The organism is Variovorax soli NBRC 106424, from assembly GCF_001591385.1.
GTDB classification, from domain to species: domain Bacteria; phylum Pseudomonadota; class Gammaproteobacteria; order Burkholderiales; family Burkholderiaceae_C; genus Variovorax; species Variovorax soli.
On sequence record NZ_BCUU01000118.1, the window covers coordinates 1 to 14093 of the forward strand.

14 protein-coding genes, 1 pseudogene and 1 riboswitch are annotated in these 14093 nt (G+C 68.4%); of the genes and pseudogenes, 6 read left to right on the top strand and 9 right to left on the bottom strand.

The features are described 5' to 3' along the window. A pseudogene (locus VSO01S_RS28055) lies at positions 1–125 on the bottom strand (bifunctional adenosylcobinamide kinase/adenosylcobinamide-phosphate guanylyltransferase); the annotation flags it as partial. Positions 126–151: 26 nt separating this feature from the next. Continuing rightward, entirely contained in the window at positions 152–2056 is a 1905-nt protein-coding gene (locus tag VSO01S_RS23260; protein ID WP_068645165.1) for a TonB-dependent receptor domain-containing protein, read from the bottom strand. Positions 2057–2149: 93 nt separating this feature from the next. Continuing rightward, positions 2150–2411: riboswitch (cobalamin riboswitch) on the bottom strand. An 87-nt stretch (positions 2412–2498) separates the two neighbouring features. On the opposite strand from VSO01S_RS23260, the gene VSO01S_RS23265 reads away from it, so the two are divergent. After that, positions 2499–2729, top strand: coding sequence for a hypothetical protein (locus tag VSO01S_RS23265; protein ID WP_068645166.1), 231 nt, complete (start codon positions 2499–2501; stop codon positions 2727–2729). Beyond that, positions 2726–3088 carry a cell division protein ZapA gene (locus tag VSO01S_RS23270; RefSeq protein WP_068645167.1) on the top strand — a complete coding sequence of 121 codons (363 nt, stop codon included), beginning with the start codon at positions 2726–2728 and terminating at the stop codon, positions 3086–3088. Before VSO01S_RS23265 ends, VSO01S_RS23270 begins: the two co-directional genes overlap by 4 nt. Positions 3089–3339: 251 nt before the next feature. On the opposite strand, the gene VSO01S_RS23275 is transcribed toward VSO01S_RS23270, so the two are convergent. Next, a complete protein-coding gene (locus VSO01S_RS23275; protein WP_068645168.1) occupies positions 3340–4239 on the bottom strand; it encodes a LysR family transcriptional regulator ArgP in 900 nt (299 codons plus the stop codon). Between the two features lie 91 nt (positions 4240–4330). On the opposite strand from VSO01S_RS23275, the gene VSO01S_RS23280 reads away from it, so the two are divergent. The 3 genes from VSO01S_RS23280 to VSO01S_RS23290 all read left to right on the top strand — a co-directional run bounded on the left by VSO01S_RS23280 (position 4331) and on the right by VSO01S_RS23290 (position 6499). Next, positions 4331–4972, top strand: coding sequence for a LysE/ArgO family amino acid transporter (locus VSO01S_RS23280; protein WP_068645169.1), 642 nt, complete (start codon positions 4331–4333; stop codon positions 4970–4972). A 224-nt stretch (positions 4973–5196) separates the two neighbouring features. Continuing rightward, positions 5197–6015, top strand: a complete 819-nt coding sequence (locus VSO01S_RS23285) for a sulfite exporter TauE/SafE family protein (protein WP_068645170.1) — start codon at positions 5197–5199, stop codon at positions 6013–6015. A 58-nt stretch (positions 6016–6073) separates the two neighbouring features. After that, a complete protein-coding gene (locus VSO01S_RS23290) occupies positions 6074–6499 on the top strand; it encodes a universal stress protein (protein ID WP_068645171.1) in 426 nt (141 codons plus the stop codon). 31 nt (positions 6500–6530) lie between these two features. Here VSO01S_RS23290 and VSO01S_RS23295 read toward each other — a convergent pair whose 3' ends face one another. From VSO01S_RS23295 to VSO01S_RS23315, 5 genes are all read right to left on the bottom strand, one after another. After that, positions 6531–8081, bottom strand: coding sequence for a malonate--CoA ligase (locus tag VSO01S_RS23295; protein ID WP_068645172.1), 1551 nt, complete (start codon positions 8079–8081; stop codon positions 6531–6533). A 32-nt stretch (positions 8082–8113) separates the two neighbouring features. Further along, positions 8114–8899, bottom strand: a complete 786-nt coding sequence (locus tag VSO01S_RS23300; protein ID WP_068645177.1) for an enoyl-CoA hydratase/isomerase family protein — start codon at positions 8897–8899, stop codon at positions 8114–8116. 14 nt (positions 8900–8913) lie between these two features. Further along, positions 8914–9918: a Bug family tripartite tricarboxylate transporter substrate binding protein gene (locus tag VSO01S_RS23305; RefSeq protein WP_068645173.1), complete on the bottom strand. Its 1005-nt coding sequence runs from the start codon at positions 9916–9918 to the stop codon at positions 8914–8916. A gap of 87 nt (positions 9919–10005) precedes the next feature. Further along, entirely contained in the window at positions 10006–11415 is a 1410-nt protein-coding gene (locus tag VSO01S_RS23310) for a malonyl-CoA decarboxylase (RefSeq protein ID WP_068645174.1), read from the bottom strand. After that, the gene (locus VSO01S_RS23315; protein ID WP_068645175.1) at positions 11412–12083 is read right to left on the bottom strand and encodes a GntR family transcriptional regulator; all 672 of its coding nucleotides are present in this window, start codon (positions 12081–12083) and stop codon (positions 11412–11414) included. The genes VSO01S_RS23310 and VSO01S_RS23315 overlap by 4 nt, the downstream gene beginning before the upstream one ends. Before the next feature lie 163 nt (positions 12084–12246). On the opposite strand from VSO01S_RS23315, the gene VSO01S_RS23320 reads away from it, so the two are divergent. Further along, complete coding sequence (locus tag VSO01S_RS23320; RefSeq protein ID WP_068645178.1) at positions 12247–13134, top strand: pseudouridine synthase; 888 nt, start codon at positions 12247–12249, stop codon at positions 13132–13134. A 3-nt stretch (positions 13135–13137) separates the two neighbouring features. Here the strand turns inward: VSO01S_RS23320 and lgt are convergent, their stop codons facing one another. Beyond that, a complete protein-coding gene (gene lgt, locus VSO01S_RS23325) occupies positions 13138–13956 on the bottom strand; it encodes a prolipoprotein diacylglyceryl transferase (RefSeq protein WP_068645176.1) in 819 nt (272 codons plus the stop codon). Positions 13957–14093: the final 137 nt, after the last annotated feature.

Here is a 14093-nt window from a genome sequence, read left to right on the forward strand (position 1 = left end):
GTGGCCAGCAGCAGCGCGCCGTGGCGCACGTCCTGCGCCAGCCAGGCGGCGGCCAACTGCTCGGCGCGGCGCGACTTGCCGCTTTTCTGCCCGCCCAGGACCAGCTCGCGCCGGGCCACGGACAGGGCATGCGGTTCTTCAACAGAGTTCGTCAGAGCTTGGGTGCCCACTTCAATCCCACGTAGAGGGTCCGGCCGGCGGTGGCGTAGTTGCGCACCAGCTGGTAATCCTTGTCGGTGGCATTGTCGACGCGCGCGAGCAAAGTCAAACCATCGGACAGCGGCGTGCTGGCCGTGAAGTTGAGCAGGCCATAGCCGCCCAGCACCTGCGTGTTGGCCGCGTCGGCATAGCGCTTGCCCGAGGCCACCACTTCGGCGCCCAGCACCCAGGTGCCCACGCGCACGTCGGCACCCAGCGTGCCGTAGACGCGGGCGCGCTGCACCAGCAGCTTGTCGGTGTCCAGGTCGCGCGGGTCCTGCCAGTCGAGCGAGCCGCGCAGCGACACGTCGCCGATGCGGTGCGTGCCGGCCAGCGTCACGCCTTCGTACTGGGCGCGGCCCACGTTGGTGTAGCAGCCGAAGAAGGACTGGCAGCCGGTGGCGCTGTAGTCGAAGTCGATGAGGTTCTTCACCTTGTTGTGGTAGGCCGTCAGGCTCAGGCTGCTCGACGGCTGTGGCGTCCAGCGCAGGCCGGCCTCGTAGTTGGTGCCCTCCTCCGGCTGCAGGCCGGCCACGCCGTATTCGCTGAAGCGCTGGTAGAGCGTGGGCGCGCGGAACGACGTGCCCGCGGACACCGTCGCGCGCCAGGCCGGCGTGAAGGCGTAGCCGTACGCCGCGCTGCCGGTGGTCTTGCCGCCGAACTCGCTGTCGTCGTCGCGGCGCGCGTTCAGCTGCAGCGTGTGCGCGCCCTGCATGAAGCGGTAGCCCAGGGCCAGCGCGTTCTGCGAGCGTTCGCGGTCGAGCTCGGGGCTGAACTGCGTCGCCGCGTTGTTCAGGCTGTCTTCCCGGCGCTCCAGGTCCGCGGTGATGAGGTGCGAGCCGAAGCGGAACTCGTTCTGGAACAGGTAGTCGCGGATCGTCGTCTCGGTCCGATAGAAGTCGGGGTCGGTCTGGTAGCGGTTGCTGGAGTCGGACACCGACAGCTTGGTGCGCCACACATCGGTCCATTGCGAACTCCAGTTCACGCCCGCGGTGCGCAGCCAGTACTTGTTGCGGTCGTCCACCGGTGCGCTGGGGTCGTAGACGAAGCCGTCGTAGCCCGAGTTCAGGTAGCTTTGCAGCAGCGTGCCTTCGATGCGCTGCTGGGGGTTGATCTGCAGGCCCAGGCGCACATTGCCCGAGGTCTGCTCGTAGCCGTCCTTGTCGGGGTTGTGCGCGACGTTGGGCGTGCGCACGTCGAAGCCGTCGCTCTGGTCGCGCGAGGCGCCCAGCGAATAGTCGAAGCCGCCGCTGCTGCCGCTCACGCCGGCCTCGGCCTTGTAGGTGCTGCGGTTGCCCACGCCCACGCCCACGTAGGGCGCCGGTGCGCCCTCGCCCTTGCGCGTGAACAGCTGGATCACGCCGCCCATGGCGTCGGAGCCGTACACCGCGGCGGCCGGGCCGCGCACGATCTCGATGCGGTCGATCTGCGACAGCGGAATCGCTTCCCAGGGCGCGCCGCCGGTGGCTTGCGAATCCACCCGCACGCCGTCGATGAAGACGGCGGTGAAGCGCGTGTCCGCACCGCGCAGGTAGACGGAGGTGGTGTTGCCCAGGCCGCCGTTGCGCGCGATCTGGATGCCCTGCACCTTGGACAGCACGTCGGCCACGCCTTCGGCGCCGCTGCGCTCGATGGTGGCACGGTCGATCACCGAGATGTCGGCCACGGCATCGGACAGGCGCTGTTCGGTGCGGGTGGCGGTCACCACGGTCTCGGGCAGTTGCGGGGCGGTGCCCAGGTTGGGCTGGGCCTGCACGATGGCTGCGGCGCCGAGTCCACCGATGGCCAGCGGAAGTGCGGCGAGCGCACGGGCACGGCGGCGCTGTCCGGCGCCGTGGGAACGAGGAGCGAGATTCATGAGAGAAAACTCTGGAAGCAAAACCCTGTCCGGCTTCCCCGCCGGACGTGTGGGCGTCAATGAGTGCGCCAGCCCCAAACCAGACGGGACGTGGCGGCACTCGCCTTGTTGGCCGGTATCCGGGCTGGCAGCACGCTCTCATCGCCTTCCCAGGCGCCTGTTTCAGGGCGCCCAGTGGCTGGAGTGATGAAAGTGGATCCGCGTCATGAAGTGAATCGATTCGCGGGCTCCGGCTGTTGACCGTTGCGGGGGCAGCGCAGGCTGGCCTTGGCCGTGTGGACGGCGCGGGCTCCTGCTTCCCGTTGAACTGCGCCGCGTGAACCGCGGCGCGAGCACCAACAGCAGCGATTCTACCGACCGCCTCGCATGGCCACTGCGGCCGCCGCCGGGCCGCCCCAAGGCGGCCGCGCCTCCCCCTCGGGGGGCCCATACAATCCGGAGCATGTCCGCCGCCAGCCCCATCGACCAGATCGCCGAGCGAGTCGAGCGCCTCCTGGTTCGTCACGAAGAGGTGCAACGCACCAATGCGCTGTTGCAGGAACAGGTCGAAGTGCTCACGCGCGAGCGCGACGCGCTCAGGTCGCGGCTGGCCGCGGCGCGAGCGCGGCTCGACGCGGTGCTGGAGAAGCTGCCGCTGGACGACACCTCCTCCCCGAATGACGGGCAAGCATGAAGCATATTGACGTACAGATCATGGGCCAGAGCTACCTGCTCGGTTGCCCCGAAGGCGGTGAGCCGCAGTTGCGCGACGCCGTCGAGCGGGTCGACGCCGCCATGACCAAGATCCGCGAATCCGGCAAGGTCAAGGCACGCGACCGCATTGCCGTGCTGGCCGCACTCAACCTCGCCTTCGACCTGGCGCAACTGCAGAAGGCCAAGGCCGAGCCGGCGTCAGCACAGGCCGGCGACGCCGCTGCCGCTGCCGCTGCCGCTGCCGCTTCGGCGCAGCCGCAGGAAGCCGCCGATCCGCGCCTCGCGCAACTGGTGCAGCGCCTCGATCAGGTATTGGCCGGCGACGGCCTGCTCATTTGAATTTTTGATCGGCCCGCCGCATCGCGCGGGCGTAAAATTGCACCTGTCTGCGGTGCGCGTTGGGCTTTATATTTCCTTGAACCAATGCTCTATGGAGCCCGGGCTTGGTAAATTGCTTGGCGGGCGTGATCATCTCGCGTCAGATGAACCCGAAGCCCTGCTGCCCTCGCCCACCTGAACCCTGCGTTCAGGATGACGGCCTGGCGGCATTCGCAGACACCTTTCTTTTCTTCTTGAGTTCGCCCTTCGCCTCACGGCGGCAGCAGCGCGAGCTTGGCAGCCGCCACCAGTTGCTGCGTCAATCCATCCAGTACCGCTGAAGCCGCACGCGCCTGCTGCCAATGCAGCGGCACGTCCAGCGGCTCGCCGGGCACCAGCTCGACGAGCGAACCGTTCTTCAGGAGCGACTCGATCAAGGCCTGCGGATGCAAGCCCCAGCCCATGCCGGCCAGGGTCGCCGTCACGAAGGCCTGCGGCGACGGCAGCGTGTGCCGCGGCAGTTCCACATGGCGATGGCAGATGCGCCGCGCCCATTGCGCCTGCAACTCGTCCTTGGTGTTGAACACCAGGCTCGGTGCGCGGGCCAGCGTGCCTCCGCCCACGCCCTCGGTGAAATGGCGGGCCGCGAAGGCCGGCGTTGCCGCCGCGATGTAGCGCATGGAACCCAGCGGCCGGCTGTTGCAGCCGGCGGGTGGCCGTGCGGCGCCGGTCACCGCGGCCATCACGGCGCCGCTGCGCAGCCATTGCGCGGTGTGGTCCTGGTCGTCCACGGCAATTTCCATGAGCACCGGCGCCTGCGCCGCGAACGCCGCCATCGCCGGCGCGAACCAAGTGGCCAGGCTGTCGGCGTTGACCGCCACGGGCAGCGGCACCCGCGCCACGCCTTCGGGCGGCGCGAGCGTCGGCACGGCGCCTTCGAGTTCCTGTTCGAGCAGCCGCACGCGGTCGACGTGCTGGCACAGGCGCCGGCCGGCCTCGGTCGCCCGGCAGGGTTGGCCGCGCACCACCAGCGCGCAGCCCACGCGTTCTTCCAGCAGGCGGATGCGCTGCGAGATGGCCGACGGCGTGACATGCAGGGCGCGCGCCGCGCGCTCGAAGCTGCCTTCCCGCACCACGGCAGCCAGGGCGGCGAGCGCCGAATAGTCGAGCATTAGATTTTCTGAATCGCCTTTAGGAAAGATAGTTTGTCTTCATTGCTTGCGGCGGGCAAGCTCGAGGCATGCCGATTTCTTTTCAGACGCCATGACAGCGGGCAGCGCGCTCTTCATTCCAGTCTTCATGCAGGGGCTCGCCCTGAGCTTCGGGCTTATCGTGGCCATCGGGGCACAGAACGCATTCGTGCTGCGCCAGGGGCTGCGGCGCGAGCATGTCGGGGCCATCGTGCTGTTCTGCGCCGTGGCCGACGCGGTGCTGGTGGCGGCGGGCGTGATGGGCATGGCGCAGGCGCTGGGCGAGCGCCCCGGACTGGCACGCGCACTGGCGCTGGCCGGCGCCGCTTTCCTGGCGTACTACGCCGCGCTGGCCCTGCGCCGCGCGCGCCAGCCGCAGCAGTTGCGGGCGACACAAGGCGACGCGAGGCTGGGCCAGGGCACCGCCATTGCGCAAGCTGCCGCCTTCACGCTGCTCAATCCGCACGTCTACCTCGACACGGTTCTGCTGGTGGGCAGCATCGGCGCGCAGCAACCGGCCGGGCTGCGGGCCTGGTTCATCGCCGGCGCCAGCACGGCCAGCCTGGGCTGGTTCGCCCTGCTGGGCTACGGCGCGCGCTGGCTGGCGCCGGTGTTCGCCAGGCCCAGGGCATGGCAGGTGCTGGACAGCCTCATCGGCCTGACCATGGCGGTGCTGGCGGCACTGCTGCTGCGCCAGGCGATCGCCGGCTATTGATCGAAGTCCCAGAAGGTCGTGGCAAGACGCTGCTCGTCGCGCCTCTGTCCCACCGGGCTCAGGGCAAACCCTGTGTCCAGCTGTAAAATACCCGGGTGCTGCCGGCCATTCGGCAGCGTTTCGTGCAAGGCACTCCCTTACCCGGCACACCCCCTTTACTTTCCGAACGACGGCCCCGCCATTCGGGGCCGTTTCGTTTTTTGTCTTTCTCGAAAGCGTTGCTGATGTCGATCGAACCCCTCCTCGTCCTCGAACTTGCCGGTCTGGGTATCGGCACGGGATTCCTGGCGGGGTTGCTGGGCATCGGCGGCGGCATGGTGATGGTGCCCTTTCTCACCATCATTCTGAGCGAGCGCGGCGTGGCCCCGGGCCTGGCGGTGAAGATGGCGATCGCGACCTCGATGGCCACCATCATCTTCACCTCCATCTCCAGCGTGCGCGCGCACCACAAGCGCGGCGCAGTGCGCTGGGACATCGCCCGGCGCCTGGCGCCCGGCATCGTGCTGGGCAGCCTGGTGGCCAGCATGGGCGTGTTCTCGCTGCTCAAGGGCTCTTGGCTGGCGATTTTCTTCGCCGTGTTCGTAGCCTTTTCGGCCACGCAGATGTTCATGGACAAGAAGCCGGCCCCCACGCGCCAGATGCCCGGCACGGGCGGGCAGATCGCGGCCGGCGGCTTCATCGGCTTTCTCTCGGGCCTGGTGGGCGCCGGCGGCGGCTTCGTCAGCGTGCCCTTCATGACCTGGTGCAACGTGGCCATCCACAACGCGGTGGCCACGAGCGCGGCGCTGGGCTTTCCGATTGCGGTGGCCAACGTGGCCGGCTACATCGTCGGCGGCCGTGGCGTGACGGGCCTGCCCGAAGGCGCCTTCGGCTACATCTGGCTGCCGGCGCTGGTGGTGATTGCGCTGTGCAGCGTGTTCACCGCGCCGCTGGGCGCCAAGGCGGCGCACAGCCTGCCGGTCAAGCGCCTGAAGCGGATCTTCGCCAGCATCCTCTATGTCCTTGGCGCTTATATGCTTTGGCGAGGATTGACGGGCCACTGAGTACCATCGGGCTTACGGGGCAACGACGCCTCGCAACGACCCGAAAAATGAGGTACTCATGAAGATCCTTCTTGCCGTCGACGGCAGCGCCTACACGACCAAGGCACTCGACTATGTGGCGGCCAACCGCCCCATGTTCGTGGAGGGCCACGAACTGATCCTGGTGCATGTGTGCCCGGGCATTCCCGGTCATGTCTCGCGCCACGTCAGCAAGGAAGTCGTGCAGGACTACTACGCCGAAGAGCAGGCCAAGGTGCTCGACCCGATCAAGTCGCAGCTGGCCGAGCGCAACATCGCCAACTTCAAGGTCGATGCCCGCCACGGCCACGCACCCGAGGAGATCATCAAGGCGGCCGCCGACCACGGTGCCGGCCTGATCGTCATGGGCACGCACGGCCACGGCCTGTTCGGCCGCGCCATCATGGGTTCGGTGGCCACCAAGGTCATCGGCGAAAGCAAGACCGCGGTCCTGCTGGTGAAGTAAGGCGCGCCCGGCGCCGGCCGGGCCTTCGGGCTCAGCTGGTGAAGAGGCCCTTGTACTGCTCGCGCAGCAGGGCCTTCTGCACCTTGCCCATGGTGTTGCGCGGCAGCTCGTCGAGCACGAAGCAGCGCTTGGGAATCTTGAAGTTGGCCAGCCGCGCCTTGAGTTCGGCCACGATCTTCTCGGGGTCGAGCCGGGCGCCCGCCTTGGGCGTGACCACCGCCACGCCGACCTCGCCGAAGTCCGGATGCGGCGCGCCCACCAGGGCGCTCTCCGCCACGCCGGCCATCTCGTTGATGTAGCCCTCGATCTCGGCCGGATAGACGTTGTAGCCGCCGCTGATGATCAGGTCCTTGCTGCGGCCTACGATGCTGATGTAGCCGCGCGCATCCACCTGGCCCACGTCGCCGGTCTTGAAGAAACCGTCGGCCGTAAATTCTTCGCGGGTCTTCTCGGGCATGCGCCAGTAGCCGGCGAACACGTTCGGCCCCTTGACCTGGATGTCGCCGATCTCGCCGGCGCCGCACGGCGCCCCGTCCTGGCCCTGCACCCGCACCTGCACGCCCGGCAAGGCAAAGCCCACGGTGCTGCCGCGCCGCTCGCCCTGCTTGGCGTCGTAGGGGTTGGAAGTGAGCATGATGGTCTCGCTCATGCCGTAGCGCTCCAGGATGGTGTGGCCGGTGCGCGCCTTCCATTCGTTGAAGGTTTCGATGAGCAGCGGCGCCGACCCCGAGATGAAGAGGCGCATGTTGCGCACCGCCTTCTTGTCCAGCGAAGGCTCGGCCAGCATGCGCACGTAGAGCGTGGGCACGCCCATGAAGACGGTGGCGTCGGGCAGCCGGGCCACGGTGCGCTTGGGGTCGAACTTCGCAAACCAGATCATCTTGCTGCCGTTCAGCAGCGCGCCGTGGATGGCGACGAACAGCCCGTGCACGTGGAAGATCGGCAGCGCGTGGATGAGCACGTCGCCCTTGCGCCAGCCCCAGTAGCTCTTGAGCACCTGCGCATTCGACAGCAGGTTGCCGTGCGTGAGCATCGCGCCCTTGCTGCGGCCGGTGGTGCCGCTGGTGTAGAGGATGGCCGCGAGGTCGTCGGCCTTCTTCGCCGCCGCCTGCTGCTTGTCGCTGCACCTGGCGGCCGCCTCCAGCAAGGTGCCGGTGCGGTCGTCGTCCAGCGTGTAGACATGCTGCGTGCCCGCCGCCGAGGCAATGGGCCGCACCCAGCCTTCGTTCCTGCTGCTGCACACCACCACCGCCGGCTCGGCGTTGCCGATGAAGTATTCGATCTCGGCGCTCTGGTAGGCGGTGTTCAGCGGCAGGAAGACAAAGCCGGCGCGCAGGGTCGCCAGGTACAGCATCATGGCCTCGACCGACTTTTCCACCTGCACCGCAATGCGCGCGCCGGGCTTGAGGCCCAGGCCCTGCAGCAGGTTGGCGATCATGGCGCTGCCGCGGTCCAGGTCGCGCCACGAATAGAACAGGTCGTTGTCGGTCTCGACCGCCACGCAGTCCAGGTCGGCGGGAAATGCGGCGCGCAGGGCCGCGAACAGGTTGGCGTTGGGTTGCTTCTTGCTTCGGGTGGTCATGATGAATGCGGGTCGCCTCTTGCGGCGCCCGGTCAGAAGTCCGGCTTTCGCTTGCCCAGGAAGGCTGCAATGCCTTCCCGGTGCTCGGCCACATCGGCATAGGCGTAGGCATCTGCCAGCAGCTGGGGCGGGACTTGCACGCCCTGCAGCGCGGCAAAGCTGCGCTTGTTGGCGCGCGCGGCGAGCGGCGCCAGTTCGAGAATGCGCTGCGCGCTGGCCAAGGCCTCGCCGGCCACGTCGCCGTCGGGCAGCACGCGCAGCAGGAAGCCCGCGTCGTACAGGCGCTGGGCCGAATGCACGCCGGCGCAAAACAGCATGTCGCGCGCCAGCACGTCGCCGACGGCGGCGCGCACCAGCGCGGCTTCGCGCGGCGCCATCGGAAAGCCCAGCTTGGCGATCGGCGCACCGAAGCGGCAGGCGCTGCCGGCCAGGCGGATGTCGCAGCAGCTGCTGATTTCCAGGCCCGCGCCCATGCAGGCGCCTTCGATCTGGGCCACCACGGGCACGGGGCAGTCGAGCAGCGCCTGCAACGCGCCCCAGACCTCGTTCTCGTGGAAATGGGCGAGCTGCGCCTCATCGAAGCGAAAGCCCGGGTACTCGGAAATGTCGCCGCCCGCACAGAAGGCGCCGCCCTCCCCCCGCACCAGCACACAGCGCAATTGCGCATCGGCGTTGAGCGCCTCGAAGGCGGCACGCAGCTGCAGCCACATGCCGCGCGTCATCGCGTTCAGGCGCGCGGGGTTGGACAAGGTGACGATGGCGAGCGCGCCCTCGCGCTCCACGCGCTCCACGCGAACCTCGGGCGCCTCTCGCTTCACGGACGTGGCAGGCTTCACTCGAGCGTGACCCCCGCAGCCTTGACCACCACTGCCCACCGCTTGACTTCCGCGCTCACGAAGGCGGCGTATTGCGCCTGGGTGAGCGTGGGAATCTCGGCGCCGTTGCTGGCCCACACGCTCTTGATCTCGTCGCCCGCGAGCGACTTCTTCACGTCCTCGATGATGCGCGCCTGCACCTCGGCCGAGGTGCCCTTGGGCGTCCACAGGCCGTACCAGGTGGTGACGGTGTAGTCGGGCAGGCCCACTTCCGCCGCGCTGGGCACGTCGGGGAAGGCCGGGTTGCGCGCCTTGCCAGAGACCATCAGCGCCTTGATGCGCCCGGCCTTGATGTGCTGGGCGGAAGAGCCCAGGCCGTCGAACATGCAATCCACATTGCCGGAGATGAGGTCCTGCAGCGCCGGGCCGGCGCCGCGGTACGGGATGTGCGTGATGAAGGTGCCCGTCTGCTGCTTGAACAGCTCGCCCGCCAGGTGATGCGACGTGCCCTGGCCGGCCGACGCGTAGTTCAGCTTGCCCGGGTTGGCCTTGGCGTAGGCCAGGAACTCCTTGAAGTTGTTGACCGGCACCCGCTTGGGGTTGATGACCACCACCTGCGGCACATTGGCCAGCAGCGCCAGCGGAATGAAGTCCTTCTCGATGTCGTAGTCGAGCTTCGGGTAGATGGACGGCGCGATGGCGTGGTGCACCGCACCCATGAACAGCGTGTAGCCGTCCGGCTGCGCCTTCGCGGCGATGCTGGCGCCCAGCGTGCCGCCGGCGCCGCCGCGGTTGTCGATCACCATGGTCTTGCCCGTGACCTTGGCGAACTGCGCCGACAGCGGCCGCGCGAAGGCATCGGTGCCGCCGCCCGCCGGAAAGGGCACGATCGTGGTCACCGGCTTGACCGGCCAGCCGGACTGCTGTGCCAGCGCCGCCAGCGGCCAGGCCGATAGACCGGCCATGCCCGCCATGCCCGATGCGCCCAGCAGAATTTGGCGGCGGCGAAGTGTGTTGCTCATTGCTTGTGTCTCCAGTCGTTCTAGGTTGAGTTGTCGTGATAGTGAATGAAGCGGAAAGACGAAACCGCTGGTTGCCGAAACGGCCAGCTAGCTGCGCAGCGAATCGACCTCGCGCGACACCGGCACGCGCCCTTGCGCCAGCAGCGCGCGGTGCTTGTCCAGCCGCTTGAGATCGTAGAGGTAGTTCACCATGAGGCCGAAAGACTGCTTGAGCCCCTTGGCCGACGGATCGCCGGCCCAGTTGAGCCGTTCCACGCGGGCACCGTTGCCCAGGTGAAAGCGTGCCACCGGATCGGCCGGCTGGCCATCGGGCAATTCGCGCCCCAGGTAGCGCGCGGCAGCCCGCAGCAGCAACTGGCGCACAGGCGACTTGGGCTCCAGCGCCAGGGCCTGATCGGCGGCCTGCAGCAGGTCGGACGCGGCGGGCTTGTCCACGCCGATGGCGCGCGCCACGTCGGCGCGGCGCTTGTCGTCCAGGCCGTCCAGCAGTTCGCCCGCATGCTTGCCCAGCCAGCTGCGGAAGCCCGGAATGGGCGACAGCGTGGCGAACACCTTGAGCTTGGGAAACTCCTCGCTGAGCGTGTCGACCACGTGCTTGATGAGCGAATCGCCGAAGCTCACGCCGCGCAGGCCCGACTGCGTGTTGCTGATCGAGTAGAAGATGGCTGTGGTGGCGCGCGAGATGTCGCCCACCGCCGCGGCCTCGTCCAGCAGCGGGGTGATGCCGTCGCTGATGTGGTCCACCAGCGCCACCTCCACGAAGATGAGCGGCTCGCTAGGCATGCGCGGATGGAAGAAGCCGTAGCAGCGGCGGTCGCTGTCCAGCCGGTTCTTCACGTCGGCCCAGCTGCGGATGTCGTGCACCGCCTCGTAGCGGATGAGCTTCTCGATGAGCGAGGCCGGCGAATCCCAGCTGATGCGCCGCAGGTCCAGGAAGGCCACGTCGAACCAGGTGGCGAAGAGATGCTCCAGCTCGGCCTCCAGCGGCGCCAGGCGCGCATCGCCCTTGAGCTGCGGGAGCAGCTCGGCCCGCAGGTCGACCAAAAAGCGCAGGCCCGGCTCGGCCACGGCAAAGCGCTGCAGGAGGCGCGTGCGCGGCGACACCAGAGCGCGGCGCAGGCGAACCTCGCCCTGGCTGCTGCCGTCGGCGGCGGCGTCGAAGTGCTCGCGCGCAGCCTGGATCTTTTTCACGTCGGGCGCGAAGCGCTCGCTCATCAGGAGCCACACGTCGCGCCGCGAATCAGCATCCAGGCCGGCATACCACTGCATCAGGGCGGCGGCACGGCGGCCCGCCTCCACTTCGCTGATGCGCGAGTCGGCCACGGACTGCAGGTCGGCCAGTGCCCGGCGCAGCGCGCGCGGCGACAGGCCCTCGCCAAAGCGGCGCAGGGTGGCGCCCAGGCGCTCTTCGAGCGAACGCGGCGCCGGCTTGGCGGGCGCGGGCGAAGATGCCGCGGCGCGCAGGCCGGGCGTCATGCGCAGGATGGTGCTGTTCATCGGGTGGCGATCCTCGTGGTCTGCAAGAGCGCCACGGCACGCAGCGCCTCGCGTTGTCGGTGAAGGTGGGTGCGCATGGCAGCCTCGGCGCCTTCGCTGTCGCGCGCCTTCAGCGCGGCGAACACCGCCAGGTGCTCCGACAGGCTCTGCTCCAGCCGGCCCGGCGCGCGCAGCTGCTGCAGCCGCGCCAGCTTGAGAATCTTGCGCAGATCGCCGATGACCTGGGCAAGCCAACGGTTATCGGCCAGCAGGATGATGGCCTCGTGGATGGCGAAGTTGGTGGCGTAGTACTCGTTGATGCGGTTCGCCTTGGCATGCCGCTCCAGCTTGTCGTGCAGCACCGCCAGCGCGGCGATGTCGGCGTCGTTGGCCTTGGCGGCGGCCTCGTAGGCGCAACGGCCCTCGAGCAATGCGATGACGGGAAAGATCTCGTCCAGGTCGCGCTGGGTGACCTCGTTGACGAAGCAGCCGCGGCGCGGCTCGTGGCGCAGCAGGCCTTCGGCCGTGAGCACCTTGAGCGCCTCGCGCAGCGGCGTGCGGGAGATCTCGAGCCGGGCGCACAAAGCGGCCTCGTCCACGAAGCTGCCGGGCGGCAGGCGGCCGGCGAAGATCTCCTCGCGAAGGCTGCTTGCCACTTCGTCGTGCAGGGAGTTGTGGACCACGCGCATGTTGAAATCCGTGCCGATTTGTTCCTTGTGCCGGCACCGCCCGTGGTTCGGTGCCCCAGAGAATTTCCGATAATTACGCGTAATTATGAGAAAGATAGATGCATCCGGCAACCCCCTGCCGCCGAAGCCGCGCCGGCGCGTGCGCGCCGTGTCGCCGCTGCCCATGCGCGATGGGGTGAGCGCCAGCTGGGTGTCGCTGCCGGCCGGCCGCTGGGCGAGCTTCGGGCACTTCTTCGCCGAGCGCTTTCCACTGGTGGCGCGCGAGGACTGGCATGCCCGCATGCGCCTGGGCGAGGTGGTGGACGACAGCGGCGGCCCGGTCGACCCCGAGGCGCCCTACCGCCCCCACCATCGGCTGTGGTACTACCGGGCGCTGGAGCAGGAAGACGACATTCCGTTCGAAGAGAAGGTGCTGTTTCGCGACGACTACCTGGTGGTGGCCGACAAGCCGCACTTCCTTCCCGTGGTACCCACGGGCCGCTACCTGCAGCACAGCCTGCTGGTGCGCCTGAAGCGCAAGCTGGGCATCGAGACGCTCACCCCGGCCCACCGGATCGACCGCGGCACGGCCGGCCTCGTCATCTTCTCGGTGCAGGCCCACACGCGCGACCGCTACCAGACGCTGTTTCGCGAGCGCGCCGTACACAAGGTCTACGAGGCCATCGTGCCGTGGAAGGCCGGCACCCAGTTGCCGCCGGTGCGCCGCAGCCACCTGATGGATGACGCGTCCTTCCTACGCACCCGCGAGGCGCCGGGCTGCGAGCCCAATTCGGAAACCCACATGGAGGTGCTGGAAGTGCAAGGCGGCCACGCGCGCCTGCGCCTCTCCCCCGTGACCGGCCGCAAGCACCAGTTGCGCGTGCACTGCGCCGCCATGGGCATGCCGATCCTCAACGACGACTACTACCCGGTGCTGCGGCCCGAGGGGCCGGATGACTTTGCGCGGCCCCTGCAGCTGCTGGCGCGGTCGGTGGCATTCACCGATCCGGTGACGGGGCAGACGCGGCGATTTGAAAGCGAACGGCGGTTGGAGTTTCCGCCGACGCGCTGAAGCTCAGCGTCCGGGCACCGCCTTGCGCCCCGCGCTCCAATACAGCCACGCGCCAAACGCCAGCATCGGCACGCACAGCCACTGCCCCATGCTCATGTTCAGCGCCAGCAGGCCCAGGAAGTCGTCCGGCTCGCGGAAGTATTCCGCCACGAAGCGGAAGAAGCCGTAGCCCATGAGGAAGACGGCCGACACGCGCCGCTCCAGCCGGGGCTTGCGTGCATAGAGCCACAGCAGCGCGAAGAGCAGCAGGCCTTCCATCAGGAACTGGTAGACCTGCGAAGGATGGCGCGGCAGCATCGACCCGCTTTGCGGAAACACCATGCCCCAGGGCAGGTCGGGGCTTGCGGAGCGCCCCCACAACTCGCCGTTGATGAAGTTGCCCACTCGCCCCGCCGCCAGCCCGGTGGGCACGCAGGGTGCGACGAAGTCCATCACCTGCCAGAAGGGCCGCCGGCGCGAATGCGCATACCAGACCATGGCCCCGATCACGCCCAGCAGGCCGCCATGAAAACTCATGCCGCCCTGCCACACGAAGAAGACCTCCAGCGGATGCGACAGGTAGTAGCCCGGCTTGTAGAAGAGGCAGTAGCCCAGCCGCCCGCCGATCACCACGCCCATCACGCCGAGGAACAGGATGTCTTCCACGTCCCTGCGGGTCCAGGGCGACGGCACGCTGACCGAGCGGAAGGGCTCGTGCTGCAGGCGCCGGGACGCCAGGAAATAGAAAAGACCGAAGGCCGCGAGATAGGTCAGGCCGTACCAGTGAATGGCCACCGGCCCCAGTTGCAGGGCGATGGGGTTGATCTGCGGATACATGAGCATCGGCAGATTGTGCCCGCCTCAGCGCCGCTGGCGCTCCCGCACGAATTCGACAAAGCGAGTCAGGGCCGGATTGGCCGCCTCGGCCGGCCACACCAGGCTGGTCTCGCAGCGCGGCAGCGCCGGCGCGCCGCGGCGGC

Coding starts and splice junctions, on each gene's coding strand:
- VSO01S_RS23260 (WP_068645165.1), bottom strand. CDS start 2,056: ATGAATCTCGCTCCTCGTTCCCACGGCGCCGGACAGCGCCGCCGTGCC.
- VSO01S_RS23265 (WP_068645166.1), top strand. CDS start 2,499: ATGTCCGCCGCCAGCCCCATCGACCAGATCGCCGAGCGAGTCGAGCGC.
- VSO01S_RS23270 (WP_068645167.1), top strand. CDS start 2,726: ATGAAGCATATTGACGTACAGATCATGGGCCAGAGCTACCTGCTCGGT.
- VSO01S_RS23275 (WP_068645168.1), bottom strand. CDS start 4,239: ATGCTCGACTATTCGGCGCTCGCCGCCCTGGCTGCCGTGGTGCGGGAA.
- VSO01S_RS23280 (WP_068645169.1), top strand. CDS start 4,331: ATGACAGCGGGCAGCGCGCTCTTCATTCCAGTCTTCATGCAGGGGCTC.
- VSO01S_RS23285 (WP_068645170.1), top strand. CDS start 5,197: ATGTCGATCGAACCCCTCCTCGTCCTCGAACTTGCCGGTCTGGGTATC.
- VSO01S_RS23290 (WP_068645171.1), top strand. CDS start 6,074: ATGAAGATCCTTCTTGCCGTCGACGGCAGCGCCTACACGACCAAGGCA.
- VSO01S_RS23295 (WP_068645172.1), bottom strand. CDS start 8,081: ATGACCACCCGAAGCAAGAAGCAACCCAACGCCAACCTGTTCGCGGCC.
- VSO01S_RS23305 (WP_068645173.1), bottom strand. CDS start 9,918: ATGAGCAACACACTTCGCCGCCGCCAAATTCTGCTGGGCGCATCGGGC.
- VSO01S_RS23310 (WP_068645174.1), bottom strand. CDS start 11,415: ATGAACAGCACCATCCTGCGCATGACGCCCGGCCTGCGCGCCGCGGCA.
- VSO01S_RS23315 (WP_068645175.1), bottom strand. CDS start 12,083: ATGCGCGTGGTCCACAACTCCCTGCACGACGAAGTGGCAAGCAGCCTT.
- VSO01S_RS23320 (WP_068645178.1), top strand. CDS start 12,247: ATGCGCGATGGGGTGAGCGCCAGCTGGGTGTCGCTGCCGGCCGGCCGC.
- lgt (WP_068645176.1), bottom strand. CDS start 13,956: ATGCTCATGTATCCGCAGATCAACCCCATCGCCCTGCAACTGGGGCCG.